At 70.5% G+C, this 26,915-nt stretch carries 19 protein-coding genes; 17 read left to right on the forward strand and 2 right to left on the reverse strand.

The window, feature by feature from the left end; translation table 11 throughout:
- Window positions 1–314: 314 nt before the first annotated feature.
- Window positions 315–602: a hypothetical protein gene (locus WME90_RS40875; protein WP_437277512.1), complete on the forward strand. Its 288-nt coding sequence runs from the start codon at window positions 315–317 to the stop codon at window positions 600–602.
- Entirely contained in the window at window positions 602–2,401 is a 1,800-nt protein-coding gene (locus WME90_RS40880) for an AIPR family protein (protein ID WP_437277513.1), read from the forward strand. The genes WME90_RS40875 and WME90_RS40880 overlap by 1 nt, the downstream gene beginning before the upstream one ends.
- A gap of 937 nt (window positions 2,402–3,338) precedes the next feature.
- On the opposite strand, the gene WME90_RS40885 is transcribed toward WME90_RS40880, so the two are convergent.
- Window positions 3,339–3,788, reverse strand: coding sequence for a hypothetical protein (locus tag WME90_RS40885; protein WP_437277514.1), 450 nt, complete (start codon window positions 3,786–3,788; stop codon window positions 3,339–3,341).
- An 878-nt stretch (window positions 3,789–4,666) separates the two neighbouring features.
- On the opposite strand from WME90_RS40885, the gene WME90_RS40890 reads away from it, so the two are divergent.
- Window positions 4,667–5,626 (forward strand): hypothetical protein, encoded by a 960-nt coding sequence (locus tag WME90_RS40890; RefSeq protein WP_437277515.1) that lies wholly within the window; start codon window positions 4,667–4,669, stop codon window positions 5,624–5,626.
- Window positions 5,627–5,822: 196 nt separating this feature from the next.
- Here the strand turns inward: WME90_RS40890 and WME90_RS40895 are convergent, their stop codons facing one another.
- The gene (locus WME90_RS40895) at window positions 5,823–6,143 is read right to left on the reverse strand and encodes a YecA family protein (protein ID WP_437277516.1); all 321 of its coding nucleotides are present in this window, start codon (window positions 6,141–6,143) and stop codon (window positions 5,823–5,825) included.
- A 380-nt stretch (window positions 6,144–6,523) separates the two neighbouring features.
- On the opposite strand from WME90_RS40895, the gene pheA reads away from it, so the two are divergent.
- The 14 genes from pheA to WME90_RS40965 all read left to right on the forward strand — a co-directional run bounded on the left by pheA (window position 6,524) and on the right by WME90_RS40965 (window position 26,910).
- Window positions 6,524–7,603 (forward strand): prephenate dehydratase, encoded by a 1,080-nt coding sequence (gene pheA, locus WME90_RS40900; RefSeq protein ID WP_437277517.1) that lies wholly within the window; start codon window positions 6,524–6,526, stop codon window positions 7,601–7,603.
- A gap of 201 nt (window positions 7,604–7,804) precedes the next feature.
- Window positions 7,805–9,148 carry a hypothetical protein gene (locus WME90_RS40905; protein WP_437277518.1) on the forward strand — a complete coding sequence of 448 codons (1,344 nt, stop codon included), beginning with the start codon at window positions 7,805–7,807 and terminating at the stop codon, window positions 9,146–9,148.
- 75 nt (window positions 9,149–9,223) lie between these two features.
- Complete coding sequence (locus WME90_RS40910; protein ID WP_437277519.1) at window positions 9,224–9,916, forward strand: RNA polymerase sigma factor; 693 nt, start codon at window positions 9,224–9,226, stop codon at window positions 9,914–9,916.
- Window positions 9,913–11,115: a tetratricopeptide repeat protein gene (locus tag WME90_RS40915; protein ID WP_437277520.1), complete on the forward strand. Its 1,203-nt coding sequence runs from the start codon at window positions 9,913–9,915 to the stop codon at window positions 11,113–11,115. Before WME90_RS40910 ends, WME90_RS40915 begins: the two co-directional genes overlap by 4 nt.
- 173 nt (window positions 11,116–11,288) lie before the next feature.
- Window positions 11,289–12,281, forward strand: a complete 993-nt coding sequence (locus WME90_RS40920) for a hypothetical protein (protein WP_437277521.1) — start codon at window positions 11,289–11,291, stop codon at window positions 12,279–12,281.
- A gap of 61 nt (window positions 12,282–12,342) precedes the next feature.
- The gene (locus tag WME90_RS40925) at window positions 12,343–13,461 is read left to right on the forward strand and encodes a hypothetical protein (RefSeq protein WP_437277522.1); all 1,119 of its coding nucleotides are present in this window, start codon (window positions 12,343–12,345) and stop codon (window positions 13,459–13,461) included.
- Window positions 13,462–13,526: 65 nt separating this feature from the next.
- The gene (locus WME90_RS40930; RefSeq protein ID WP_437277523.1) at window positions 13,527–15,590 is read left to right on the forward strand and encodes a PEP/pyruvate-binding domain-containing protein; all 2,064 of its coding nucleotides are present in this window, start codon (window positions 13,527–13,529) and stop codon (window positions 15,588–15,590) included.
- Window positions 15,591–15,654: 64 nt separating this feature from the next.
- A complete protein-coding gene (locus tag WME90_RS40935) occupies window positions 15,655–16,338 on the forward strand; it encodes a DUF4956 domain-containing protein (protein ID WP_437277524.1) in 684 nt (227 codons plus the stop codon).
- Between the two features lie 112 nt (window positions 16,339–16,450).
- Window positions 16,451–18,580, forward strand: coding sequence for an HlyD family efflux transporter periplasmic adaptor subunit (locus WME90_RS40940; RefSeq protein ID WP_437277525.1), 2,130 nt, complete (start codon window positions 16,451–16,453; stop codon window positions 18,578–18,580).
- Complete coding sequence (locus tag WME90_RS40945) at window positions 18,577–20,007, forward strand: TolC family protein (protein ID WP_437277526.1); 1,431 nt, start codon at window positions 18,577–18,579, stop codon at window positions 20,005–20,007. The genes WME90_RS40940 and WME90_RS40945 overlap by 4 nt, the downstream gene beginning before the upstream one ends.
- 10 nt (window positions 20,008–20,017) lie before the next feature.
- On the forward strand, window positions 20,018–21,253 hold the full coding sequence (locus WME90_RS40950) for a CotH kinase family protein (protein WP_437277527.1): 1,236 nt from the start codon (window positions 20,018–20,020) through the stop codon (window positions 21,251–21,253).
- Between the two features lie 650 nt (window positions 21,254–21,903).
- The gene (locus WME90_RS40955) at window positions 21,904–23,478 is read left to right on the forward strand and encodes a hypothetical protein (RefSeq protein ID WP_437277528.1); all 1,575 of its coding nucleotides are present in this window, start codon (window positions 21,904–21,906) and stop codon (window positions 23,476–23,478) included.
- 419 nt (window positions 23,479–23,897) lie between these two features.
- Complete coding sequence (locus WME90_RS40960; RefSeq protein ID WP_437277529.1) at window positions 23,898–24,578, forward strand: methyltransferase domain-containing protein; 681 nt, start codon at window positions 23,898–23,900, stop codon at window positions 24,576–24,578.
- An 85-nt stretch (window positions 24,579–24,663) separates the two neighbouring features.
- Window positions 24,664–26,910: a glycosyltransferase gene (locus tag WME90_RS40965; RefSeq protein ID WP_437277530.1), complete on the forward strand. Its 2,247-nt coding sequence runs from the start codon at window positions 24,664–24,666 to the stop codon at window positions 26,908–26,910.
- Window positions 26,911–26,915: the final 5 nt, after the last annotated feature.

Consider the following 26,915-nt stretch of genomic DNA (forward strand, 5'->3'; position numbering starts at 1 on the left):
GCCGCCAGCCGTAGAGCGAGCAGGCGACCGATCGCCTTGCAGATGACGCCGGCCCCTACCTCATCCCCAAGGGAGACGCGCGGCGCGGAGCTCGCCGAGGCACTGACCAAGGTCGATGACCGCCGCATGATGTCGCTCCACTGGAGAGCCTCGTCCCAGGCGGTAGCGGTCCGAGGACCCCACGTACACATACATCGAAACGATCCAGGAGTCGCTCCCCGGTCGCGCGGCCGGCCGGTCTCCCTTCCCTTGCGGGAGGCATCCTTGCCGGAACTCCCGGCGGTACACGTTCTTGACATGGGACGTGATCTCGGATGGCCTCGCAGATCCGGGTAGCCATGGAGGTAGCCGACCGTGATGCAATGACCGGAGCGATGCCGGATGTATGGCATGGGCTCACCCAGCAAAGGCTTGGCGGCAATGACCGGCACGTCAATGAAACGCTCGTCTCGTTGACAATCGCCTACGCAAGCGCGGCCTCGTTGGCGGCGCTCGTCACACATCCAGCGGGACGGCGCATCAGCGGCATCCAGCTCTCAATTCATCGCTTGTCGCCAGGCTCGCTCGCACACCCAAGCAAGACAGCAACCGGAGACACCTAATGACAGCGAATGACATCGTCCTACTGGACGCGCTCGTTGCAAAATCAAAGGACAGGCTTGGCACGACCCTTTCGGACGACGAGCTGTTTGAGCTGTTTTGCCTCGAGCAAGGGCTTAAGCGGTACGCTTTAACATACGAAGATCTTAAGACCGGATGGGTCGACGGCGGCCACGACGGCGGCATCGACGGTTTTTTTACGCTTGTCGACGACAATTTGGCCACGATCGATGAGATTCCCGATGCGCACAAACACCACCCAACGATCGAAATTGTCGTATGCACCGTAAAGCACAGATCTTCCTTTCAGCAGGCACCACTCGACCAACTGCATGCATCACTTGCTGAGTTACTCGATCTTAGCAAGGACGACTCGGCACTTGAATACCCATACAACGACTCTGTTCTTGAGGCGCGCGAAATATTTAGACAAGCGCTCCTGGACAATGCTGGGAAGAGGTTTCAGTTCCGCGCTCAGATTCTGTATATGTGCCGGGGCGACGCAAGAGCCGTCGGCGACGACCTCCGTGCTCGGGCGACAACGTTAGAGAAGTTGATCCAGAGACAAATCAGAGAAACCGTCAGTTGCAGCGTTACATTCGTTGGTGCGTCTGAGCTACTTGATCTTGCGCGGCGACAGCCAGACTACTCAATCAAGCTCCCCTTTATTGAATCCGTTCTCTCGCGCGGCAAAACAAACTATGCGATCCTTTGTCGCCTGTACGACTATTACAGATTTGTTAGCGCGGAGGACGGTTCCCTCCGGCGCCATCTGTTCGAGTCGAATATTCGCGATTATCTTGGAGGAAAAACTGCCGTCAACAAAGACATTGCGGCAACGCTTAGCGGGCGCGGGACCGATGGAGACACCGTTGACTTTTGGTGGTTAAATAATGGCGTAACGTTCTTGGCATCTTATGCCAGTACAGTCGGCAAAGAAATGCACCTAGAGAACGTGCAGATCGTCAACGGCCTTCAGACCACAGAGACGATTTACAACTGGTTTTCTCAACTAAAGCAGCGAGACAACGGATCGAGCCTTAAGAGTGATGACCGCGCGATCCTGGTGAAGATCATCGTAACCGAAGACCGCGCGGTACTCGATCGCATCATAAAGGCGTCGAACTATCAGACGCCCGTCGATCCTGCGTTCCTGCGAGCCACAGACAAGATCCAAAGAGACATAGAGGCATACCTAGAGGGTAGAGACTGGTATTACGAGCGGCGCAATGGGTTCTGGCAGAACCACGGCAAATCGGCGGATCGAATCGTAAGCCCTCGCCAACTCGCAAAATATGTTCGCGCCGTTGCTCTTTGCGATCCGTTAGGGTCGTTGTCCTCCAAGAGCAATATCTTTCGAAGTGACCAGGTCTACAACACGGTTTTTAATTCAAGCTGGAAGCTTGACGTATATCTTGCGTGCCTACTAATCGCCCGAAACATTGAGCGCCTAGGGAAGACTGGGCAGGTACCTGCCGCAGAGTTCAATAGGGGCCATCTGCATCTAACCTTGCCCTTTGCCGCGTATTTGTATGTCGCGCTCGTTCTCGGTCGCCAAAAATGGGGGCCTGAGGAGGTCATTCAAGTCGCCAACTCGTTTGAGGACGGCGTTGCCGGCGAGGCGCTTGGCCGGGTAAGTCAGCAACTGCTTCGGTACATCGCTGGCAAGAATGCAGCAAATAAGGCGAAGAGAATCATCAAGAAGCGTCGCTTCTTCGAAGAGCTGATAGCTGCTGCTGGACTTGATGCGCCCCAACTTGATCCGACTCTCGCCGATGACCATGATGATACCGACGAATAGTTGCTACCGCAGTCGATTGGCTGCTTCGAAAATGCGCGCAACCGCTGCGCCCTCGGCTACCCGCCGCGCCGGCTGCGCTCGGCGGCGAGGTCGATGACGCCGGCCGCGTCGACCCCTGGCGCGCCGAGCAGGCGCCCGATGGTCTCGTGGGCGATGCGCGCCGCCTCCACGTCGCCCGCCGCGAGCGCGGGGCCCAGCCGGGGCTACCCGCCGCGCCGGCTGCGCTCGGCGGCGAGGTCGATGACGCCGGCCGCGTCGACCCCTGGCGCGCCGAGCAGGCGCCCGATGGTCTCGTGGGCGATGTGCGCCGCCTCCACGTCGCCCGCCGCGAGCGCGGGGCCCAGCCGGGGCTACCCGCCGCGCCGGCTGCGCTCGGCGGCGAGGTCGATGACGCCGGCCGCGTCGACCCCTGGCGCGCCGAGCAGGCGCCCGATGGTCTCGTGGGCGATGTGCGCCGCCTCCACGTCGCCCGCCGCGAGCGCGGGGCCCAGCCGGGGCTACCCGCCGCGCCGGCTGCGCTCGGCGGCGAGGTCGATGACGCCGGCCGCGTCGACCCCTGGCGCGCCGAGCAGGCGCCCGATGGTCTCGTGGGCGATGCGCGCCGCCTCCACGTCGCCCGCCGCGAGCGCGGGGCCCAGCCGGGGCTACCCGCCGCGCCGGCTGCGCTCGGCGGCGAGGTCGATGACGCCGGCCGCGTCGACCCCTGGCGCGCCGAGCAGGCGCCCGATGGTCTCGTGGGCGATGCGCGCCGCCTCCACGTCGCCCGCCGCGAGCGCGGGGCCCAGCCGGGGCTACCCGCCGCGCCGGCTGCGCTCGGCGGCGAGGTCGATGACGCCGGCCGCGTCGACCCCTGGCGCGCCGAGCAGGCGCCCGATGGTCTCGTGGGCGATGCGCGCCGCCTCCACGTCGCCCGCTGCGAGCGCCGCCCCAGCCGGCCCTACCCGCCGCGCCGGCTGCGCTCGGCGGCGAGGTCGATGACGCCGGCCGCGTCGGCCCTCGGCGCGCCGAGCAGGCGCCCGATGGTCTCGTGGGCGATGCGCGCCGCCTCCACGTCGCCCGCGGCGAGCGCCGCCCGCATGCCTTCCGCGAGCTGGCCGAGAAGCACCGTCCGCGGGTCCGCCGGTTTCGTCTGCGATTCGTCTGCCTGACGCGGTTTCGCGCACTTAGCCGCCGTCGTCGGCACGCTTGCCGCTCCCGTCTCATCCGGAAACCTACGCGATCCCTGCGGATCACCACTCTCGGCAGGCGTTTCGATTCCCGGCGCCTCCACCACGAAGACACGGTGAGAGCCCTGGTAGAGTAGCCCAGGGATCGCACGTGCGATCCCTGCCGCGCCGAGGCTGGCGAAGAAGCGGGCCTCGCGGAAGGCCAGGACGATGGGGCCCAAGCGCGGGCGGCGCGCGGCGCCAGGGGTGACTGTTACCGAGCACGGCACTTGATGGACAGCAGGCCCTCGGCGATCCGGTTCTTTGATAGGAGGGGCGCGTAAGTACGCGTCACCTGGTCGAAGTGGATCGGCGGGTGCCACCTTCGATGATGGGCTCGCGTTCGGGCGGATCCACCGCCCGAACGCGTAGCTGCCTCACGCTGGGGATCCCCGGCCGTGTCAAGGCTGCCCCGCAGGGGCACCGCCGGAGGCTGCCGCAGCGCCTTGACATGGTTGGAGATTCCCAGCACGCCATCACAGAGCCGGATCGCACGCCCATCAAAGAGCGTGCTCGGTAACACTCCAAAGAGCGTGCTCGGTAACACTCCACCCCGATCGCATCGCGGCGATCCGCGAGGACATGGTCATCGTCCTCCAGCACCGCACCCGCCACGCCGGGTTGCACCTCCGCCTCTGCGCCGCGGCGAGGTCCTCGTTCCGACGATCCCCGGGCGGCGGCGAGCACACGCTCCGATGCGCCTAGAAGCGGCCCCACCGCCGAATGGGACGCAGATCTCTCACCCCCTCGACGGGTCACCCGCCGCTCCAGGCGCAGATCTGTAAGACAGCCAACGCTATCCCCGCCGAGCGGGCAGCAGATCTGTAACGGATATTACGCTCCTCCCGTCGCCTCGCTCTCGGGGCGCGGCAGGCGGCAGGCCCCTTCGGTCCGGCGGCATCGCGGCAGCCGCGCGCAGCCGGGCAGCACGGTCTCGGCGGCGCTTGCCCTCCGAACGACCGGGCGAATTAAACAGGATGCTGGTTTCATGGCAGCGTCCGCTGGGCGAGTCGCCCCACGCGATCCGCTGGGCGAGTCGCCTCTATGTGAAGGGAGACCCATGGGCGGGAACAAGGAAAAAAAGGCGAGCAAGGCCGACAAGGCGAGCAAGGTCGACAAGAAGGACGCGCGGCGCCTGCGCAAAGGCAGGCCCAGCGACGCCGATCCGGCTTCGCTCATCGCGGGGGCGCGGCGGGACGCGTTCGTCGACGAGATGCCCGAGCGCGCCTTCGCGCACTTCCGGCCGCTCGCGGAGCAGGTGCCGACAGCGGACCTGCCGATCTTCACGGGCCAGCCGCTCCTCATGCGCGCGAACGTGAAGACCGCGCTCGCCGCCGTCGAGCCGCACCTGCCCGCGGCGGTCAGCGCGCTGCGTGAGCCCAGGCTGAAGGACGTCTTCGAGCTGCCCTCCCTGGTCATGGCGCTCGACTTCGCCGCGGGGCGGGTGCCGGTCGCGAAGCTCAGCGCGGGCGAGATCGAGAAGATGCTCACAGAGGGCGCCCCGTGGCGCGAGCTGATGCTGACCTTCCTCGAGGTCGCGTCGCACCCGCTGCTCGGCCTCCTGCCGCGCGAGCGCGTCGCCGCGGTGCGCGCGGGCTCGGGCAAGCTCGACAAGGCACGCGATTTCGTCGCCCTTCCAGGGCTCTTCGCCGAGTTCTCCAGCGCAATCGAGGGGAAGCACCCGTTCCCCGCCGACAAGCTCGACCTGCTCGCCACCCTGGGCGGCACGCTCGTGCAGCAGGTGCGACCCGGCAACGCCGCGGCGACGGTGGCGAAGCGCACCCCCGAGTCGATCCTGCGCGACCAGCTCGCGTCGCTCGTCGTCGCCCGCTACGACCAGCTCCAGGTGCTCGCGACCGTCGCGCTCGGCAAGCGCAAGGCGGACGAGCTCCTCCCCGCGCTCCGCTCGGCGGTCTCGTTCGGCGCCACGGGAATCGCCGATGCACCAGAGGCCCCGCCAGCAAACGCAACGGCGGGGATGCCGGGAGCAAACGGAACGGCGGAGAGCCCAGGGGGATGATGCCTGTCCGGGCTGGCGTTGCGCCTGGTCGCGAGGGAGGCGACCCACAGGCATTCACCAAGCTCGTTCGGTCATCGGTCACCAACGTAAACGTTGAGGTGGACGTGGACGTGGTCGTCAACGATAGGCCGTGAACGACCACGACCACGTAAACGTTCGGATGTAGGAGAACGCGGCGCGAAGTCGACGTCGCCTCTCACGCGCTCTTCCCGCAGCACCGCTTGTACTTCTCGCCGCTCCCGCACGGGTACGGGCCCTTGCGGGACGGTCCTTCCTGCCGGGGCGCCTGCTCCTTCGGATGGTAGTGCTCGCGCAGCGGCGCGAGCAGGCCCATCGTAGCCTCCGGCGTCCAGCGGGTATGAACGACGCGGATGAACTCGCGCGGAAGATAGAGCTGTTCCGGCTCGGCGCGCACCGTCCGGGAGAGGAAGAGCCTTGTCAAGGCCATCACCTCCGCGTCGTCGACGAACGATTGCCGGGTGTTCACCGCAAGGGTCATCGCGAGCGCCTCGGGCACGTCCTCCTCGCGCTCGAAGCGCAGCTGGCCGCCCGCGGCGAGCCCGCGGGGAGGTACCGGACAAGGCCGTGATCGCGGTAGAGCGTGAGCGCGAGCTCGACGTGAGGGAGCAAGACGCGATCGAGCCTGGACAGGAAATGATGTCGATGCCCCACGGTGGCGTGCGGATCCTGGCTTCTTCCTCTCCCCCTTACCGGCTCTCTCTCGCCCATCCGCGCCGCGCGCCGAGCCCGCGCGAACGCCGCTCCGCCCCTGACGCCCCTCTCCGTCGCGCGCGTTCCTGGCATTCCCGGCCGCATTCCCGCCGCCGAGGCGAGCCTTGCGCGGCGGCGCCCCCTGCGCTTTGATGCCGCCCTTCCCCATCCGAGGTGGAACAGCACATGGCGACCCTGGGCGAGCTTCGCGAACGCATCGACAGCATCGACGACCGGATCCTCGAGCTCCTCGCCGAGCGGGCCGAGGTGGCCGTCGAGGTCGCGCACGCGAAGCGCGCCGCGAACGCGACGCAGTTTCACGACCCGGAGCGGGAGCGGCGCGTGCTCACCCGGCTGCAGGCGAAGGGCGCGGGCCGGTTCCCGTGCGACGCCATCCGGGTCGTCTTCCGGGAGGTGATGAGCGCCTGCCTGTCGCTCGAGGAGCCCATGAAGGTCGCCTTTCCGGGGACGGAGGGCGCCTTCGCGGAGGTCGCGGCGCGGCACCTGTTCGGGCTGGCCGCGCGCTACCGCGAGACGGGCACCATCGAGGGCGTCTTCGACGCGGTGCGCGCGGGCGAGGCGGCCTGCGGCGTGGTCCCGGTCGAGAGCTCGACCGACGGCTCGGTGACCCTGACGGCGGACGCCCTGATCGAGAGCGATCTCCAGATCCGACAGGAGCTCGTGCTCGACGTCGCCTACTGCCTGTTCAGCAAGGCGGACGGGCTGAGCGGCATCACCCGGGTCCACGGGCACTCGCACGCGCTCTCGCAGTGCCGCCTGTGGCTCGCGAAGCACCTCCCCGGCGCGCAGATCGTCCAGACCGTCTCCGCCGCCGCGGCGGCGCACGAGGCCCTCGGCGACCCCGCCGCAGCGGCGATCGGCAGCCGCGGGGCGGGCGAGCTCTACGGGCTGCCGCTCCTGCGGGAGCGCATCCACGACCGCGCCGAGAACGCGACCCGCTTCATCGTCATCGCCCCGAACGACGCGCCCCCAACGAGCGCCGACAAGACGTCGTTCGTCTTCTCCGTGCAGGAGGAGCCCGGCGCGCTCCGCCGGGTCCTCGCCATCTTCGACGACGCGGGCATCAACCTGACCCGGATCGAGTCGAGGCCCAGCCGGCAGAAGCACTGGGACTACGTCTTCCTCGTCGATCTGGAGGGGCACCGGACCGATCCGCGCGTCGCCGACGCGATCGAGCGGCTGCGCGCGCGCTGCGAGATGGTCAAGGTGCTCGGAAGCTACCCGCGGTCGACCGGAGCGCGCTGAGGCGCAGTCGCGGCGCGCTGCGGCGCTGGCGCGGCGCCCTGCGGCGCTGGCGCGGCGCCCTGCGGCGCTGGCGCGGCGCTGAAGCGCTGGCGCGGCGCGCTGCGGCGCTGGCGCAGCGCGCTGCGGCGCTGGCGCGGCGATCCCGCCGAGCTCCGGCAAGGGATGGTGCCCCGCCGGAAAGGGTGATAAATTTCGGCGCCCGTGCCGGCCGCGTCGCTCGAGCTCGCCCTCCGCGCTGCCCGAACGGCCGCGAGCGCGGTCGCCGGCACCCTCCTGACCGCCCTCGCCCTCCCCGCCGCGGCGGGCGAGCCTCGCGCCGCCCGCGACCCGGTGCTCGTCCTCGCTGCCTTCCCGGGCGCCGGCGGCATCGACAAGCGGGCCCTCGACCTCGTCGTGGCCCATATCCGCCCCGTCGGCGTCCGCCTTCAGATCGTCCGCCCCGGCACCCCGAGGCCGGTGCTGCAGACGCTCCTCCCCGAGGCCAACGCGCTCGCCGACACGTGGGACGCGCGGGGCGTGATCTGGATCGACGCCGGGTCGAGCGACGAGCTCGCCTTGTACGTTGTCGAGCGCGACGGCGAGCAGATCTACGGCCGCCGCATCCCGGTCTTGCCCGGGCAGACGGCGACCGCCCTCGAGTCGCTCGCCAACATCGCCGGCGCGGTCGCCGAGGAGCTCCGCGAGGGCCACGTCGCCGGCCTGGCCGAGGTGAAGGTCACCGCGGCCCCGGCGGCTCCAGCGGCTCCGCCCGAGCCCGCCGCCGCCCCGGCGGCGCTCGCCGCTGCCCCGGCGGCGCCCGCCGCGGCGCCCGCGGACGCAGCGCCGCACCTGCGGCCGCCCGCGGGCCCGCCGTCCATCAGCGCCCGCCACGAAGCGCGCCCGCTGCCCACGTTCGCCGTCCTCGCCGGCTACACAGGCGCGAACTTCAGCAGCGACGCGCCCTGGCAGAGCGCCGCCGCGCTCCGCGCCTCCTGGGCGCCGGTGGACTACGCCGTCCTCGGCCTGGGGTACGAGCTGATCCCCTCGACCACCCTCGGCGGCGACCAGTCCACGTTCCAGCTGTCGCGTCACCCGGTGATCACGACCGGTCAGGTCCGGCTCCGGCTCCCGCTCGGCTTCGACCTGCAGCTCGGCGCGCGCGCCACCGTCGACATCATCGAGCGCGTCCCCCAGGAAGCCACGACCCAGCAGGCGCTCGAGCAGCCGGAGCCGTTCCCGCCGCCGCAGGGCCACGGCCCCACGCCGCCGCCGCTCCCGCCGTGGCGGTGGCCGCGGATGTTTCCGCAGCAGCTGCCGCCGCCGGAAACCCGGACCGATGTGCTCGTGAGCGTCGCGCCGGTCGCGGAGCTCGGGTTTCCGCTCACCGGGTGGCTTCGCCTCAAGACGATGGTGGGTGTGGACGTCCTCCTGACGCAGCCCGACGCTTCCGTACACCCGGCCCTGGCGCTCTCGCCCGATCCGGTGCGGATCCTCGCCGGCCTCGGGCTGGAGCTCGGCCTCGCGATGCCGGCCCCGCCGGCGCCCGCGGACATGGTCAGGCGATGACCACCCGCGCCGCATGACCCGACGCGAAAGGAAAATTGACCCGCTTCGGGCCGTGCGCCGCACCAGGTCCCAGCGATGGACGCTGAGCACACGCGAGCGCTCTCCAGGAGCCTCGGCCCGCTGCCCGAGCCGCTCCTGGCCAGCGCCATGACGCGTCCCATCCCTGCCCCGCCGCCCGCGCCGCCCACGCCGCCGCCCGCCGTGCCCGTACCTCCCGACCTCGAACGGATGCGCCGCGCCGGCGCGGGGGACCCGGAGGCTCAGGCCTGGCTCATGACGCACGTGATCTCGCGGGTCCGCCGGGTCGCGCGGACGTTCCTCCGCAGCGCGGCCGACGCCGACGACGCCGCGCAGCTCGCCCTGCTCGCGATCCTCGAGAGCGCGTCGAGCTACCGCGGCGAGGCCGCCGTCGATGCATGGGCCAGGCGCGTCGCCGTCCGGACGATCCTTCGGTACGCAAGGCAGCAGCGGCGGGAAGGCGCCCCCGTGGCCCCGGAGAGCGCGATCGACGAGGAGATCGCCCAGGCGCCGCACCAGGCCCCGTTCGAGGCCCTCCCGCGTGAGGCGCGCGCGTACCTCGACGAGCTGCCGGAGGCGCAGCGCACTGCGATCCTCCTGCACCACGCGCTCGATCATTCCATCGAGGAGATCGCCGCAATGACCGAGGTCAGCCCCGATACGGTGAAGAGCCGGCTGCGCCTCGGCATCGGCGCGCTCCGCAAGCAGGTGCGACAGGACCTCGCCGTCGGCCGGAAGAGAGCATCATGACAGGGACGCAGAAGTCCGAGATCGATCTGGACCTCCTGCCCGCGATCCTCGCCGCGGAGGCGCGCGGCGAGCCGATCCGCCCCGAGGACGCGGAGCTCCTCCGCCGCGCCGAGCAGGACGACCCCGAGCTCCGCGGCGAGGCGCCGCTCTGGGCCGCGATCGGCAGGCTCGGCGACGCGCGCGGCGACGGCCGCGAGCTCAGCGACGCCGCGATGCTGCAGCAGGTGCTCGCGCGCGCCCGCGTCGAGCCCGCGCGCGCCCGCGTCGAGCCGGGGGGCGCTCGCGTCGAGCCCGCGCGCGCCCGCGTCGAGCCCAGGAGCGCCCGCGTCGAGCCCGTGCCCGAGAGCACGGCGAGGCTGCGCGCAGCGCCTCGACCGATGCTGCGGCGAGGGATCGCCGGGTCGCTCGCGGGCGTCGCCATCGCGGCGACGCTCCTGGCCGCGCTCGCGGCGGAGCTGTTCGACGGGCCCGCGCAGGCGCCGCCGCCGGCGCCGAGCGGGATCGAAGCGATCGAGCCGAACGGCGCGCCGGGCGCGGTCCTGAGCCTCCCCGCGCCCTCGCTGCCGGAAGCGCCTCCGCCAGGCGCCGGCGCGCCCTCGCCTGGCGCCGATGAGCCATCACCTGGCGCCGGCGCGCTCACCGGCGCGCCTTCACCTGGCGCCGGCGCGCCCGCCGGCGAGCCCTCACCTGGCGCCGGCGCGCCCGCCGGCGAGCCCTCACCTGGCGCCGGCTTGCCTGCAGGCGAGCCCGCGGCCGCCAGCATTGTCGGGGCCCGGGATCGCGCGCCGCAGCCGCCCAGGCCGCGCGCGGAAGAGCCTGCGCTGGGCCCGCAAGCGCTGCTCCTGCGCGCGCAGGCCCAGCTCGGGCAGGGGAAGAGCGCCGAGGCGAACGCCTCCTACCGCGCCCTGCTCGCACAGCACCCGTCGAGCCCCGAGGCGCGGGCAGCGCTGGTGTCGCTCGGGCAGATCGCGCTCCACCAGGGCAAGGCGGCGGAGGCGCTCGGCTATTTCGATCGCTACCTCGCCGGCGCCGGCGGCCCCCTCGCCGCGGAGGCCCGTGTCGGCCGGGTGCAGAGCCTGCGCCGGCTCGGGCGGGCGGCCGACGAGCGCGCGGCCATCGCCGATTTCCTCGCCCGTCATGGCGAGAGCGTCCACGCGCCGCGGCTGCGCGCGCGCCTGTCCGATCTCGGCGGCGGCTGAGCACACGGCCTGACGGCGGGTCGCCGGCGTCTGCGAGGTGGGGCTTCTGCAAAAAAGATTGACCCCCGATCCCGCAGCGCCGCCACCTGGCCATCGAGATGTCACAAAACCTTTGCCGAATTGAAAAATTCCTCTCCAGAGGCGGATGGCGCGCCGGCGCCCTTGGCGGGGTCGTGGCCCTCCTCTCCGTCGCCTGCTCGAGCTCCGCGGATGGCACCAACGACACGTCGGGCTCTGGGGGCTCCGGGGGGTCTGGGAGCTCCGGGAGCGCCGGCGGCTCCGCGGGGACGGGCGAACCGACCGGCGACCCCACACGGCTCGTCGGCGCCTTCCAGGTGCGCTCGCTGCCAGCTGCCGAGCCGGGGACGGCGGGCAGCACGTCGGTGATCGGAAAAATCTACGACGGCCCCACGCCCTCGCAGCTCATCTGGGAAGTGAAGACGGAGGAGGGGGGCTGTCAGCTCCTCACGCCGCGCGTCCCGTTCTGCAACGAGCCCTGCGGGGGCAGCGCCGTCTGCGTGGAGGACGACACGTGCCAGGCCTACCCGGCCGCGCACAGCGCCGGAGACGTCACGGTGACCGGCTTGAACCTCGAGTCGGGCGCGGCCTCCCTCGTCATGAGCCCCACGGCGAACAACTACCAGCCTCCCGCCGGCGTGAAGCTCGCGTATCCGCCCGCCGACGAGGGCCAGGTGGTCCGCGTCGAGGCCAGCGGCGATTACTTCAGCGCCTTCACCGTGGAGGCCAAGGGCGTGAGCCCCCTCGATCTCCTGAACGAGACGATCACGCTCGATCCCGCTCAGCCCCTTCCGCTCACGTGGACCCCGCCGGGGCAGGCCGGCATCTCCACGATCCACGTGAAGCTCGACATCAGCCATCACGGGGGCACGAAGGGGATGATCGAGTGCAACGTCGAGGACACCGGCTCGCTCGATCTGCCGGCGTCGCTCGTCAAGCAGCTCCTCGACCTCGGCGTCGCAGGCTTCCCGACGATCATCGTCACGCGCAAGTCCGTGGGCTCCGCGACGATCCCGCCCGGCCGGGTCGATCTGGTCGTCTCGTCCCAGATCGAGCAGGCGGTGGTGATCGCGGGGCTCACCTCGTGCAACGACGACTCGCAATGCCCCGAGGGCCAGACCTGCCAGAGCGATCTCACCTGCAAGTGAGCCTCGCCGATCCGCGGCGCGGCCGACCGTCTAGCTTAACAAGGAAAAGGACACAGAGACCATGACACGCACTTATCGCCCGTTGCTGTTGCCCCTCACCCTCGCGCTGCTCTCGCACGTGGTCGGCTGCTCCGGTTCGGACTCGGACGTGGGCGCCTCGGGCGACGACTCGACCAGCACCTCCTCTTCGTCCGGCGGAAATTCCACATCATCCTCCGGCGGCAACTCCACATCATCCTCCGGCGGCAACTCCACATCATCCAGCTCCGGCGGCAACACCTCCTCGACCGGCGGCGACACCACATCGTCCACCTCCGGCGGCGACACCACGTCGTCCACCTCCGGCGCCGACCCCACCTCGTCCAGCTCCGGCGGCGGGACGACCGAGAAATTCAGCTTCTTCGTGACCAGCCTCGTCGCCCTGCAGGAGCTATCGGGCTCCCAGGACGGCTTCGGCGGCGATCTCCGCTTCGGAGAGACGGGCGCCGGCGCCGGGCTCCGCGGCGCGGACAAGATCTGCGCGACCATCGCCGAGAAGAGCCTCCCGGGCGCGGGGAAAAAGCAGTGGCGCGCCTTCCTGAGCGCCGTCGCAGGGGAGGACGGCAAGCAGGTCAACGCGATCGATCGGATCGGCACCGGTCCCTGGTACGACCGGCTCGGCCGGCTGCTCGCCAACAGCAAAGAAGAGCTGCTCAACGACCGCCCCACCGCGGCCGACCCTGCGATCATCGACGATTTTCCGAACGAGGATGGCGTCCCCAACCACCAGCCCGATCCGAGCCAGGGCGAGGTGGACAACCACGACATGCTGACGGGGACGAACGACAAGGGACAGCTCTACAGCGCGACCGCGACCTGCAAGGACTGGACGGCCAAGTCGGGCGACACGAGCGAGGGGCGGCCGCGCGTCGGTCACTCGTGGCCCAGGAACTTCGGAGGTGGCGGCTTCCCGACCGGCGGCGGCAGCACCGGCGCCGGCTTCCCGACCGGCGGCGGCAGCACCGGCGCCGGCGGGCCCGGCGGCAACATCAACATGGCCAACTGGATGTCATCGCTCGACGAGTCGGGGTGCGCGCCGGGCATCAACCTCCTGGAGCAGGGGGGGCCGCTGCCCGGCGCCGTCACCGTCGGGTCCGGCGGCGGCTACGGCGGGTTCTACTGCTTCGCACTGACGCCCTGACCCCCTGAACCAAGCGGACCAGCGCGCGCCGTTCCTCGCTCAGCTTACTTGTCTCAGGAGAAATCATGTACAAAGGCACTCGCATCACGTCGATCCTCGCGCTCGCCTTGCTCGCTTCGGCGCTCCCGGGCGCGTGCGGCGGCGGCGGCTCCGAGGACCCCGGCGTGGCCGGAGAGGTCTGCGAACGCACGGACGACAAAGCCACGGAGTTCCTGAAGCGCGTGGGCTGCGCCGCGGACTTCGAGGCGCTCGCGTCGGCGCCCATCGACGCCAGCTTGCCCGGCGCGCGGTCCGTCAAGGTCGTGCTGGATCAAGCCGATAAGAACGCGCTGTATTTCCAGAACAGCGTTCTCTATCAGATCCACTACGACTTCGCCTCATCGCACCTCTCCGGCGGCGACCTGCCGATCGTCCCGCCCCTCGCCGAGTTCAACGCGACCGAGTACTTCACGCCGGATCGCCGCTTCGTCCTCGGCGCGGTGACGCACTACGAGGGCCCCGACGCGTGGGTGCTCGAGCTCTCGCCGTACGACACCGCGCCCGCGGACATGATCGCCACCCTGTTCCGAGCGGCCAAGGCGGCCACCTTCTTCGGGGCGAAGCTCGCCTTCCACCCGACGTCGGAGGCCGTCGCGGCCGAGGCGAAGAAGCTCCCGGCCGACATCCCCGTGGTCAGCACCGGCGATCTCTACGCCGGGATCGACTACCAGCCGCTCTCGCTGGGCACGGCGGTGGGTCGGCTCCACTTCGCGAAGGCGGCGGATCTCGACTCGGAGTACCTGTCCCACCAGGACATCGTCGTGCTCGACGAGGCGCCCAACGACATCTCCGTCGTCCAGGGGATCATCACCGAGGAGTTCCAGACGCCGCTCTCGCACATCAACGTGCTCTCCCAGAACCGGCGCACCCCCAACATGGGGCTGCGCAACGCAATGAACCACCCCGACTTGCTCGCGCTGAAGGACAAGCTCGTCGAGCTCACCGCGGGGCCGTCGTCCTGGAGCGTCCGCGAGGTCACCCAGGCGGAGGCCGAGGCGTTCTGGGAGGCGCACAAACCCACACCCGTCACGCTCCCCGAGATGGATCTGACAGTCACCGATCTGCGCGACATCGAGGAGGTGACCCCCGATCCGCCGGAGGGCGAGCCGCTCCGGGACGCGATCAAGAAGGCCGTCCTCGCCTTCGGCGGCAAGGCGGCCCACTACTCCATCCTGGCGAGGATCCCCGAGGTCCCCATCCTGAAGGCCTTCGCGATCCCGGTCTACTACTATGACCAGTTCATGAAGCAGAACGGGTTCTACGACCAGATCGAAGCGCTGCTCGCCGACCCGGAGTTCAACACCGACGCCGCGACCCGCGACGAGAAGCTGAAGGAGCTCCGCGACGCCATGAAGAGCGCGCCGATCGACGCCGATTTCCAGGAGCTCCTCAGGGCGAAGATCGAGGCGGATTACCCCGGCCACGCGATACGCTTCCGCACCAGCACGAACAGCGAGGATCTCGACGGGTTCCCGTGCGCCGGCTGCTACGACTCGCACACCGGCGATCCGACGGACTGGCCGGACGTCCTCGATGCCATCCGCAAGACGTACGCGAGCGCCTGGAAGCTCCGCACCTTCGATGAACGCACCTTTTACGGCATCGATCACCGGACCATCGGGATGGCCTTGCTCGCGCACAACAATTTCCCGTCCGAGGAGGCGAACGGCGTGGCCGTGACAAACAACCCGTTCGACACGGCGGGGGTCCAGCCCGCCTTCTACGTCAACGTGCAGAGCGGCGGCGACGTCGAGGTGGTCGCCCCGCCCGCCGGCGTGACGAACGACGGGTTCCTCTACTTCTTCAGCCAGCCGAACCAGCCGATCACGTACCTGACGCACTCGAGCCTCGTGCCGGAGGGCGAGACCGTCCTCTCGACGGCGCAGGTCCATCAGCTCGGCGTGGCGCTCGACGCCATCCACGACCGGTTCTCCCCCGCTTACGGGCCCGCGGCCGGCAATGACGGCTGGTATGCGATGGACGTGGAGTTCAAGTTCGACGACGACGCTAACCCCGGCGAGCCGCCGACGCTCTACATCAAGCAAGCACGCCCCTACCCTGGCCGCGGGGCTGCCTCCGGGGCACAGTGACGCGGACGCGCGCGCGTCCGCGCGCACCACATCGCGCGATCGCGCCGGGAAAGAGCGGCTTGCCATGATAGACTGGCTCGGATGGGTCACCCAGGGGAGCGCCATGGACGTCCGCAGGGCGATGGTGTCGCTCCTGCTCGCGTTCGGGCTCGGCCAGGCGGTCGCGATCGTCTACATGGCGACGTTCCGGGGGCTCTCCTACTCCCGCTCGTCCGTGCACAGCATGGCGATGGGCAGCGTCATCACCTGCATGCTGATGCTCGCCGTCGGCAGCAGCATCGCCGCCGGCATCGGCGTCGCCGTGGGCCTGAGCGCGGTCCGCTTCCGCACGACCATGCGCGATCCCCGCGACGTCATGTTCGTGTTCGCGGCGCTCGGCGTCGGCGTCGCCTGCGGGCTCCAGGCGTTCGGCGCGGCCCTCGGCGGGACGGCGATCTTCGCAGTCGGAACCTTGCTCCTCCATTTCACCGGCTGGGGCTCACGACGACAGCCGGACGGCTTGCTCCGCTTCACCGCGCCCGTCGGGCCCGAGGTGGAGGAGCCGCTCGCGAGAGTGCTCCGCGCGCACTGCCGGACCTTCTCGCTCGTGACCCTCAGGGAGGCTGCGCAGGGGACGGTTATGGAGCATGCTTACCAGATCACCGTCCTCGCGCCCGAGCTCCGCTCGGCGCTCGTCGCCAAGCTCCAGGCCATCCCGGGCGTGCAGGACGTCTCCCTCATGCTCCAGGAGCCAACGCTGGATCTCTAGCGGCCGAGGTCCGTCGCCGAGGATGCCTGTCGTTCGCGCCCTCGCGGGCCCTCTCGACTCGTGGATACGATCGCACACCGCCGCCGACGTCATCACCGTGCAAGGATCATCGATGTACAGCTACCAGCGACTCCGCGCGGCGCTCCAGGACGCCGCCCCCGCGATCACCTTCGTGCTCACGCTCGGAGCCGCCCTGTGGCTCCACCTGGGCAGCGGCCCGCGCGGGCGGGTCTTCGGCTTCGCGGAGGCGCTGCCTGAGATGATCTCGCCGGTCGAGACCGCCCGGGTGGCCTCCATCGAGGTGACCGTCGGCCAGCAGGTCGAGGCCGGGCAGGTCATCGCGACGCTGGACACCTCGGTGATCGACGCCGAGATCGCCGTCGCCAAGGCGGAGAAGACCCAGGTCGAGGCCGATCTGCAGATGGAGATGGCCGTCCTCGAGCAGGAGCTCGACGCGAACCGCGAGACGGTCGAGCGCCACCTCGCGGTGCACCGCGAGGAGCAGCGCCGGGCGATCGCCGAGGCGAAGGTGCTGGACAGCGAGATCTCGAGGGTGAAGCAGCTCGTCGAGAACCGTCAGGCCGTCCTCGACGACCTGACGAAGCTCGACCTGCAGCACGCGTCGGTCACGGCGATCGCCAGCGAGAAGCCGCGGACGCTGAGCGTCCTCACGGAACAGCTCAAGGCGACGGAGCGGCGGCGGAACGGCCTCCGGGATCGGACGTCCGGGCTGGCGGCCAAGCTCGACGCGGACGTGCGCGTCAAGGCCGAGTACATCGCGATGCTCGAGCAGCGGCGCGCGACCTACGTGCTGCGCGCCGCGAACGCGGGGCACGTCACCTCCATCGACAAGCAGCCCGGCGACGTGGTCCCGGCCGGCGAGCCCCTCGTGCAGCTCCTGAGCGCGCGCACGGGCGCGCGCGCCGTCGCCTGCGTCCCCGAGCGCTTCGCCCTCGGCGTCAACGACGGGGACGCCGCGGAGCTCTGGATCCGCGGCCAGCTCGGCGACGCGATCCCGGGCACGGTCGTCGCGGTGGGCCCGCTCGTCTCCCAGCTCCCCCCGCGCTGCTGGCCCACGCCGGAGATGCCGGCGTGGGGCCGCGTGGTCACCATCTCGCTCGACGCGCCGATGGCGCTCGTCCCCGGCCAGGCCTTCGACATCACGTTCGACGGCCCGAGGAAGGCCGGGGCGCCGCCGAAGACCACCGGCACCGCGCCGAAGCCCGACGCCGCACCGAAGCCCGGCGCCGCGCCGAAGGCCGGCGCGGTCGCGTCCCAGTCCCTCATGAAGCTGCCCCCGACCCTGGCGAGCCGAACGCGCTTCGAGCCGTCCGGCGTCCTCGCGCGCCCCGGCGAGTCCCGGTATCTCATCGTCAGCGACGACACGGGCCACGAGCAGAACAACGAGGGCGCGCCGTGGCTCTTCACGATGTCCGCGAGCGGCGCCGTCGCCGCGGATCCGGTGCCGGTGAGCGGCGTCGACGAGCTGAACGACGTCGAGGGGATCGCGGCCGGGGACGCGGGCGAGACCTACCTCCTGTCGTCGCAGAGCTACAGCAAGAAGGGGAAGCGCAAGCCGGAGCGGACCGCGCTCCTCCGCCTCCGCCAGGACGGCCAGGGCTTCCGCGTCGACGGCGAGATCCACCTGGCCGAGGTCCTCGACGCGGATCCGGCGCGCGCCGCGGCGCTCGGCCTGCCCGACGGGACGCGGGCGCTCGACATCGAGGGCCTCGCCTTCCGCCAGGGCGCGCTGTACCTCGGGCTGAAGGCGCCGCTCGATCCGCAGGGCAACGCGATGATCTGGCGGGTCTCCTCCCCCGCCGCGCTGTTCGGCGGGGAGGACGCCGCGGCGGTCGAGGCCGCGAGCGCGAAGAAGAAGCAGCGGACGGCGGTTGAGGCGACGCGCTTCGACGCGGCCCGCGTCTCGCTGTGGGCGCGCGCGCGCGTCGACGTCGAGCTCGCCGGGCGGCCCGCGCCGGGCGGCATCTCGGAGCTCGTCTTCATGCCGGACGGCGCGCTCGCCATGACGTCCACGCCCTCGACGGCGGACGGCGACGCCGGCGCCCTGTGGCGGGTGGATCACCCCGAGGGCGGCGTCCTCTCGCCGCGCCTCGTCCAGCGGTTCCCGGGGCTCAAGCCCGAGGGGATCACGCCGTCGCTCACGCCGGGCGCGCTGACGATCGTGTTCGACACCGGCAACACCGCCGCGCCCTCGTTCCAGGAGCTCTCGTGGGGCCCGTGAGCCAGCGCCGCCGCCGCGCGGCGATCCCCGTCATGCTGATGTGCGCGGCCCTCTCGGGCTGCACTTCCCCGGCGAGGCCGGCGGCGTCCGACCGCGCGATCGCCCTCTACCGCGAGGGCCGCGCGTCCGCCGGCGCGCCCGCGCTCCGCCGCGCTGGCCCGAGCGCGCGCCCGGGCGGCGCGGCCAGCGCGGCGCCGCTCGCGATGACGGTGGAGGACGCCGTCGCCTGGGCGAGAGACCACAGCGCCGAGCTCGCCGCGCAGAACGCGCGCGCCGAGGCGGCCGCGGCGCAGGTCGACGCGGAGGACCACTGCGACAACCCGGAGCTCCGCATCACGAACATCGAGCTCCAGCGCATCCGCGAGCGCGAGCCGCGCGTGAGCACCGCGCTCCGCTTCCCGGTGACCCGCCCTGGCGAGGTCGACGCGAACGTGGCGGCCGCGCGCGTGGACGAGGCCAAGGCGCTCGCCGACGCGCGCGAGGTCGAGATCGCCCTCGAGGCCGACATTCGGTCGCTGTTCGACGAGGTGCTGCTCTTCGACGCCGAGATCGAGGCCGCCGACGCGGTGGCCGAGGCGCGAAGATCGCTCGCCACCTGGATGAAGGGGCAGCTCGCCGCCGCGCGGACGACGGCGGTCGACGAGGCGATGACGGAGCTCACCGCCGTCGACGCGGAGCAGGACGGCGTGGATCTGCGCGCGCAGCGGAGCGCTGCGCTCGCCGCGCTCCTCTCGCGCATGGGGCTCGATCCCGCGGTGCCCGTGCGCCTCCTCGGCGCGCCGAAGAGCGCGTGGCCTCCCCCGGAGCTCCCCACGGAGGAGCAGGCGGTCGAGCTCGCGCTCAAGCGCCGCCCCGAGGTCGAGCTCGCGGCCGCGCAGGGCGACGCGGCGGACGCGGCGCTCCACGCCGAGCGCGCCGCGCGGTGGCCCTGGCTCTCGTTCGTCGAGGTCGGCTACGACTTCCGGCCCGAGAACGAGCTCGGCCTCGGGTGGACGTTCGGGCTCGGCGTCGAGCTGCCGCTGTTCGACACGCACCGCCCCGCCGTCGCCGCGGCGGACGCGGCGCGCAAGGCGGAGCAGCGCTCGCTCGGCGCCGCGGTCGAGCTCGTGACGCGCGAGGTGCGGACGAGCCTGAGCGAGGCGCAGTCCACCCGGGCCCTCGTGACCGAGCTCCGGCGCCGGATGACCCCTGCCGCCGAGCGCGCGGGCGCCGAGGCGCAGCGGGCGATCGAGGGCCGCAACGTCGACGTGGGTCGGGCGCTCGAGGTCGACGAGCGCCGCGTGCGCCTGGAGCTCCGGCTGCTGCGCTTCGTGCGCCGCTACTGGACCGCGGTCGGCGAGCTCCGCCACGCCGTCGGCGGCCGGCTCCCCGGCGAGTCGGGCGAGCATCGAGGGAACGCGGAGCCCAGGAGAGGTACGGAGCGGTAGGCCTGGAGCGATGAGGTCCTCGCACGCTTCCGCGGCCCTCCCTCTCCTGCTCGTCGCGGCGAGCCAGGGCGGCTGCGTGCCCATCGACCCGGGCAGCGACGTGGTCTTCGACCGGACGGCGCTGCACGAGATCGCGATCACCATCGACGAGGCGCACCTGGGGCAGCTCCGCACGAACCTCGACGAGCGCGTCCCGTGCACCCTCGTCTACGACGGCGAGGTCGTCAGCGGCGCCGGCATCCGACAAAAGGGCAACTCGGCCGTGGAGCTGTCCGACAAGCCGAGCTTCAGCCTCAAATTCGACGAGTTCGATGAAGAGACGACCCTGCACGGGCTCAAGAAGCTCCTGCTGAACGGCTCCAAGCAGGACCCGACGTTCCTTCGCGAGCAGGTCGGCGAGGATCTGCACGACCGCGCCGGCGCCCCCGCGGCGCGCACCGCGCACGCGGTGGTGAGCATCAACGGCGTGGACAGGGGGATCTACGTCGTCACCGAGGCCATCGACAAGCGGTTCCTGCGGCGGCACTTCGGCGAGGAGAACGACGAGGGTGTGCTCTACGAGGGCCCGTGCTGCGGCGACTTCGCGGAGGACATCGGCGCCGTGGAGCTCGACAGCGGGGACGACGGCGACGCGACCGAGCTCCGCGCGCTCGCCGCTGCCATCCAGGACGCGCCGGACGAGCAGCTCGCGGCCGAGGTGAGCGAGCGCCTCGATCTGGATCGGTTCCTCACGAGCTACGCGCTCGAGACGCTGCTCGGCCACTGGGACGGCTACGCCTACCGGGCGAACAACTATTATCTTTACGAGAACCCGGTCGACGGGCGCTTCGTGTTCATCGCCCACGGGATGGACCGCATCCTGGACGACCCGTATTTCGACACCGAGACCGAGCCCGTCGCCGTGCTCCCGCGCCGGATCCGCGAGATCCCGGCGCTCGACGAGCGGTACCGCGCCGAGCTGGCCCGCATCGTGACCGCCGCGTGGGATGAGGGCGCCGTGCTCGCGGCCATCGATCAGGCGGAGCAGGTGCTCGGCGAGGCCAGCGCCGGCGACGCGACTCGAAATGACCTGAGCGATTTCAAGGCGCGCGTGGGCGCCCTGCGCAGCGACCTCAAGCTGCGCCGCACGCTTGTCGATCCCGCGATCGTCTGCGGCGACGGCGACATTGCGGGGCTCGAGACGTGCGATGACGGCAACACGGCGTCGGGCGACGGGTGCAGCGCGAGGTGCCGCGTCGAGCCTTGACGGGGGGCGAACGAGCTCCGTGTGTCAGAAATCCCGACAGAAACACCGGTCGACGGCGAGCGGCCGCCGGAAACAGTAGCGACTTTCATAGTTTCCGCCTGTTTCGCCGCCGAGGGCGGCTCCGGTGTGGCCGCGGGCGCCCTCCGCCGCCGCGTCGCCCGCGTCACCGGTCCCACCGTGCGGCCACGCTGCACACGCTGGTTGACATAGAACACCTCACCCGATCCTCATCGCTCCTGGAAAAGCGACGCTGTATCAATAACTTATCCATGCATCTGAGGGGGCTGCGTTCACTCCCTGCGGGGCAATCGGCCGCGCGCATGCATCGTTCGAGCCTCCAGCTATCTCCGTGGCCGCTTCAATGCGGCGTGAGAAAGCCCCGACCCATGAAGCGGCGGCAGCGAAACCGCCTGGCAGCGGCGCCGTAATAGCCTGCAACCAGCGCGGAGCGTGCGGCCATGAGGGACGCTGCTCCGCGAAGTCCACGGCGCGGCTCTGGAGTGTGGGTGGCAGTGGCGCCCGCGAATCCCGGAGCGCGGGCGTGCGCAAAAGGGGCATCGACAGTGACAACTCCGACGACAGTGATTGTTGACAGAGGGTTGACCGCATCGACCAGGCGCATTCGCATCCAGACGCCGCTCGAAGGCGGCATGGTCCAGCTCATCATGCGGCCCGACCGCAGCCCGCTGCCTAACCCCGCCGACGAGCCGGTGATCGGCCATTGGCCCGTGTTCGTGAGCGATACATATTACGATGTCGCGGGGCTGAAGGCGGGCTACTGGCTCGTCGCGCGCCAGGTATTCGGTACCCGGTTCGGTGACCTGTCGGAGCCCGTCCAGGTGCGCGCGGACGACGCCCCGCTCAGCGACCCGGTGTTCGACCTCGGTCAGCTCTACGCGTGCTCGGCGTGCGTGTACCTGTTGCACGGCACCCCGGGCGCGAAGCTCACGATCGAGGCGAGCGGGAGGGTGATCGGTACCGGAGAGGTGGCGAGCGACGGTGTGTCGCGGGTCGAGCTCGCCGAGCTGCCGCGCGACGGCGACACGCTCTCGGTGGCCCAGGAGGCGGCCGGCGCGCTGCGCACCACGAAGGGACCGGTCGTGCAGCGTCCGTCGCTGCCGCTGCCCGCGCCGATCGTGCGGCCGCTGTATGAGTTCCAGAGAGACGTCACGGTCGACGGCATCTTGCCCAGCGCCAACGTCAAGATCTTCGTGGATGGCGCGCCCGCGTGGTCGGGCTGCACCGCGGGATCGCAGACGGTCCGCCTGTTGTCGTCGCTCGAGGCGGGTCAACAGGTCACGGCCAGCCAAGACTTCAGCGTCTGTCAGTGGGCCAGTCCGCTGTCCACGGCGGTCGCGGTGAGCAAGGACCCACCGCCGGCGCCCACCATCGCCAGCGCGTGTGTCTCGTCCTACGTCAACGGCGTGTATCTCGACATCAAGAACCTCGTGGCCGGCGCGACCGTGCAGCTGCACGTCACGCGGAAGGCCGACGGCGTGGTCGAGGAGGTCCCGTTCGTTGCGCGTACACCGGATGGCATCGCGGACGACCGCTATCTGTTCCGCAACGTCCCCGAGGGCACGATCACGGCGAGGCAGGGCTTCGCCGATACAATGGGCGTGGTCCACCGCTGGAGCGACGACTCCCCCCGGGCGTCGATCTCCTATCGAGCCCGGTCCCCGCTGGTCAAGCCCATCATACCGGATCTGCTCTACCAGTGCTCGCGAGCCATCTATGTCTATGCGCCGCACGGCGCGATCGTCCGTGTGTTCTCCACGATGCTGCGGCGAGAGATCGCGCTCCCGACGCGGGTCACCGAGCTGCGTGGCGGGGTCGAGATCCTGACCGAGCCGCTGGTGCTCCCGGACACCATCTACGCCGTGGCCGAGGGCTGCGACGGCGAACGCAGCCCGTCGTCGGACGTGGTGCCCGTACAGCCGATCTCGCGCGTCGCGCTCGCCCCGCCGGGGCTGGTCGGCACCCTGTCCGTCAACGGGCGATTCCGACCGCTCGTGGTGTCCGACATAGTTCCCGGTGCGGTGGTGACGCTGAGCCTAAACGGTAAAGAGATCCCGGGGATATCGATCCCGTCCGCCGCGTCCAGCCGGGACATCGAGCTACCGCACGCGATCGACATCCATCCCGGGGACATCATCCGCGCGCGGCAGACGCTGTGCGATCAGACCACGGCGTGGAGCGCTGGCTACGCTGACGTGGTCGCGTAACCGGTAGCTCGGGCGTCGCGCAGAGCGGCGAGCGGCGAGGCTCCTGCTGCGAGTCGACCCGAGCGGCGGGGTCGACGTTCGGCCCGAGCCTGCTCACCCCTTCGGCGCCACCGGCAGCCCGAGCAGCCTCCCTTTCGCCTCGTGAGCAACCCGGGCCGCCACCCAGACTCATTGGCCACGAGATTCCACTTACGGTCATAAGAGATGTGGCCCCTCGGACATTCATGCCCGGCGGCAGGCCCCCCGGTTCGGATACAACCCCGGTAGTGTCCCGGCCGCGCCGGCGCCGCGATAGGGAGCGATCGGCCACGGCCTTGTCCGCCGCTGCCCCCGGCGCGCCGCGGCGGCGGCCAGCGCGGGCCGAAGCGCGGCGCGTTCGCAGGGGTGAGGCTCCGCCGCCTCCATGCTATGGGGCCGCCATGCCGAACGCCGCCGGCGACATCGATGTGGAGGCGCTGAACGATCGCCTCGCCCGGGAGCACCCGATCGACGACTACTACGAGCGCTCCCCGCTGCCGATCCGGCTCATCGAACGAAAGCGGCTCGCCATCCTCCGCGACATGCTCGGCGACTGCGCCGGCCTCGATCTCGCCGAGGTCGGCTCGGGCGGCGGGCACGTGCTGCGCCTGTTTCCGCGGGCGCGCATCACGGCCATCGACGTCTCCGACGTCTTCCTCGACACCGCCCGCAAGAACCTCGCGGGCTACGACGCCCGCTTCCTCAAGGGCGAGGTCGACAAGCTCGACCTGCCCGCCGCGAGCTTCGACCGCATCCTCTGCACCGAGGTCCTGGAGCACACGGTGGACCCTGCGGCCGTCCTCGCGGCGATCGCGCGCCTGCTGCGCCCCGGCGGCGTGGCCGCGATCACGGTGCCCAACGACCCGCTCATCGCGCGGCTGAAGGGCATCGTGCGGCGCACGCCGGTGGGCTATCTCCTGCGCGACCGGGTCCAGTGGGGCGGCGACGTCTACCACCTGCACCAGTGGACGCCAGATGAGTTCGGCCGCCTGCTGGCGCGCCATCTGCGCGTGACCGAGCGCCGCGCGGCGCCGCACGACGCGCTGCCGATCCGCGCGTGCTTCCGCTGCGTGCCCCTGTAACTCCGGCCCGCCTCCGGGCCGCGCCGCGCGCCTCTGGCCCGCCCGCGCTCCACGTCCAGTTCCAGGTAAACTAGGTGAACACGCCATGACCGACGCCCATCGTGAGCTTGCTCCGGAAATGCCGATCGAGCTCTCCGTCATCGTGCCCTGTCTCAACGAGGAGCTGAACATCCCCGAGCTCACCGACCGCATCCTCGGCGTCTTCCGCGAGGGGGCGCTCACGGGCGAGCTCATCCTCGTCGACGACGGCTCGACCGACGGCACCGCCACGACGATCCGCGCCCTCATGGCCGCGCACCCCGGCCTCGTCGCGGGGTGCTTCCACCCGCAGAACCGCGGCATCACGGCGGCGTGGCGCACCGGCGCCGCCGCCGCGCGCGGCAAGCTCGTCGCCATCATCGACGCCGACCTCCAGTACCAGCCCGAGGATCTCCTGCGCCTCCGGCGCGAGCTCTACGAGCACAGCGTCGATGTCGTCCAGGGCTGGAGGAGCGCCGTCGGGCGCCGCAGGGACCGCCGTTACCACCTGAGCCGCGGGCTCAACTACCTCTTGAACACCACCTTCGGCATGTCGCTCCACGACAACAAGAGCGGCTTCGTGATGTGCGCTCGAGAGGTGTTCCAAGATCTCTTGACGTACAAGGGCAGCTATTTCTACTGGCAGTCCTTCATCCTTGTCGCCGCCCACGCCAAGGGTTACTCGTACAAGGAGGTCGAGACGCTCTTCGAGCAGCGGCGACAGGGCGTCTCCTTCCTCGACCAGGCCGCGGCGCGCGCCGTGGTCAAGTCGTTCTACGACCTCGGCAAGGCCGCGTGGGAGTACCGCGTGGACCGGATCCCGCCGGACGTGGCCACCCAGTACCTCCGCCGCAACCCGGTGGTCGACCGCTCGCCGGAGCGCGACCCGCTCGCCGCGGCGAGGTGGCGCGCGTACCTGGCCGCGTTCAACCACACCCACTGGATGATCACGCGCGACGTCGAGCACTACTACGAGACGCTGCGCAAGACACAGTGGCTCACGCCGGCGCAGACCCGCGAGCTCCAGGACGAGAAGCTCAGGCGGCTGCTCCGCCACTGCTACCGCAACGTGCCCTACTATCGCGCTCGCATGCAGGAGCTCAAGCTCCGGCCCGAGGACATCCGCGGCCAGGAGGACCTCCACAAGCTGCCGTTCCTCACCAAGGCGGATATCCGGCGCCACCTCTATTTCGACATCATGTCGGAGAACCACGACAAGGCGCAGGTCCTCAAGATCACGACGAGCGGCTCCACCGGCGAGCCGTTCGTCTGCTACGCGGACCGGGCGCAGCTCGAGTTCCGCTGGGCGGCCACGCTCCGGGCGCAGGAGTGGACGGGCTACCGCTTCGGCGACCCCACGGTGCGGCTCTGGCACCAGACGATCGGCATGACGAAGTCGCAGGCGGCCCGCGAGCGCGCGGACGCCGTCCTCTCGAACCGGACGTTCATCCCCATCTTCGAGCTGTCCGACGACAACCTGAGCGAGATGATCGCGAAGATCGCCGGCGCGCGGCCGGTGCTCATGGATGGTTATGCCGAGGCGCTCGATTTCCTGGCCCATTACGTCAAGAGCACCGGCAAGGTCGCGGCCCGGCCGCGCGCGATCATGTCGAGCGCGCAGACCCTGCCGCTGCCGAGCCGCCGGCTCATCGAGGAGGCGTTCGGCTGCAAGGTCTTCGACAAGTACGGCAGCCGCGAGTTCTCGGGCATCGCGTACGAGTGCGATGCACACGAGGGCCACCACGTCGTGGCCGAGGGGTACATCGTCGAGGTCCTGCGCGACGGGCGCCCCGCCGAGCCGGGGGAAATAGGAGAGGTCGTGATCACCGATCTCAACAACTTCTGCATGCCGTTCGTCCGCTACCGCATCGGCGATCTCGCCGAGGCGATGTCCCCGGCCGCGCCCTGCCCCTGCGGCCGGGGGGCGCCGCGCGTGGGCCGCATCGAGGGGCGCGTCCAGTCCATCATCCGGGGGACGGACGGGCGCTACCTGCCCGGTACGTTCTTCGCGCACTATCTCAAGGAGTTCGATTACGCGATCAAGCGCTTCCAGGTGGTGCAGGAGGAGCGCGACGCCATCACGTTCCGCGTGGTCAAGGGCGGGAGGTTCTCTCAGCAGGTCCTGGACGAGGTGCTCGCGACGTTCCGCCATCACCTCGGCGAGCGGATGCGCATCGACGTCGAGTTCACCGACGACATCGCGCTCGTCCGCACGGGCAAGCACCTCGCGAGCGTCTCGCGCCTGAACGTCGATTTCCAGCGCGCCGCGCCGGCGGTGATCCTCGCGCCCGGCCCGAGCGGCGCGGACGCTTGACCGGG

This window comes from Sorangium sp. So ce375 (assembly GCF_051473855.1).
Lineage (GTDB): Bacteria > Myxococcota_A > Polyangia > Polyangiales > Polyangiaceae > Sorangium.

What these genes read in the sequence shown, in the direction of transcription:
- WME90_RS40875 (WP_437277512.1), top strand. Translation starts at nt 315, where the DNA reads ATGGCCTCGCAGATCCGGGTAGCCATGGAGGTAGCCGACCGTGATGCA.
- WME90_RS40880 (WP_437277513.1), top strand. Translation starts at nt 602, where the DNA reads ATGACAGCGAATGACATCGTCCTACTGGACGCGCTCGTTGCAAAATCA.
- WME90_RS40890 (WP_437277515.1), top strand. Translation starts at nt 4,667, where the DNA reads ATGGGCGGGAACAAGGAAAAAAAGGCGAGCAAGGCCGACAAGGCGAGC.
- pheA (WP_437277517.1), top strand. Translation starts at nt 6,524, where the DNA reads ATGGCGACCCTGGGCGAGCTTCGCGAACGCATCGACAGCATCGACGAC.
- WME90_RS40910 (WP_437277519.1), top strand. Translation starts at nt 9,224, where the DNA reads ATGGACGCTGAGCACACGCGAGCGCTCTCCAGGAGCCTCGGCCCGCTG.
- WME90_RS40915 (WP_437277520.1), top strand. Translation starts at nt 9,913, where the DNA reads ATGACAGGGACGCAGAAGTCCGAGATCGATCTGGACCTCCTGCCCGCG.
- WME90_RS40925 (WP_437277522.1), top strand. Translation starts at nt 12,343, where the DNA reads ATGACACGCACTTATCGCCCGTTGCTGTTGCCCCTCACCCTCGCGCTG.
- WME90_RS40930 (WP_437277523.1), top strand. Translation starts at nt 13,527, where the DNA reads ATGTACAAAGGCACTCGCATCACGTCGATCCTCGCGCTCGCCTTGCTC.
- WME90_RS40935 (WP_437277524.1), top strand. Translation starts at nt 15,655, where the DNA reads ATGATAGACTGGCTCGGATGGGTCACCCAGGGGAGCGCCATGGACGTC.
- WME90_RS40940 (WP_437277525.1), top strand. Translation starts at nt 16,451, where the DNA reads ATGTACAGCTACCAGCGACTCCGCGCGGCGCTCCAGGACGCCGCCCCC.
- WME90_RS40950 (WP_437277527.1), top strand. Translation starts at nt 20,018, where the DNA reads ATGAGGTCCTCGCACGCTTCCGCGGCCCTCCCTCTCCTGCTCGTCGCG.
- WME90_RS40955 (WP_437277528.1), top strand. Translation starts at nt 21,904, where the DNA reads ATGGTCCAGCTCATCATGCGGCCCGACCGCAGCCCGCTGCCTAACCCC.
- WME90_RS40960 (WP_437277529.1), top strand. Translation starts at nt 23,898, where the DNA reads ATGCCGAACGCCGCCGGCGACATCGATGTGGAGGCGCTGAACGATCGC.
- WME90_RS40965 (WP_437277530.1), top strand. Translation starts at nt 24,664, where the DNA reads ATGACCGACGCCCATCGTGAGCTTGCTCCGGAAATGCCGATCGAGCTC.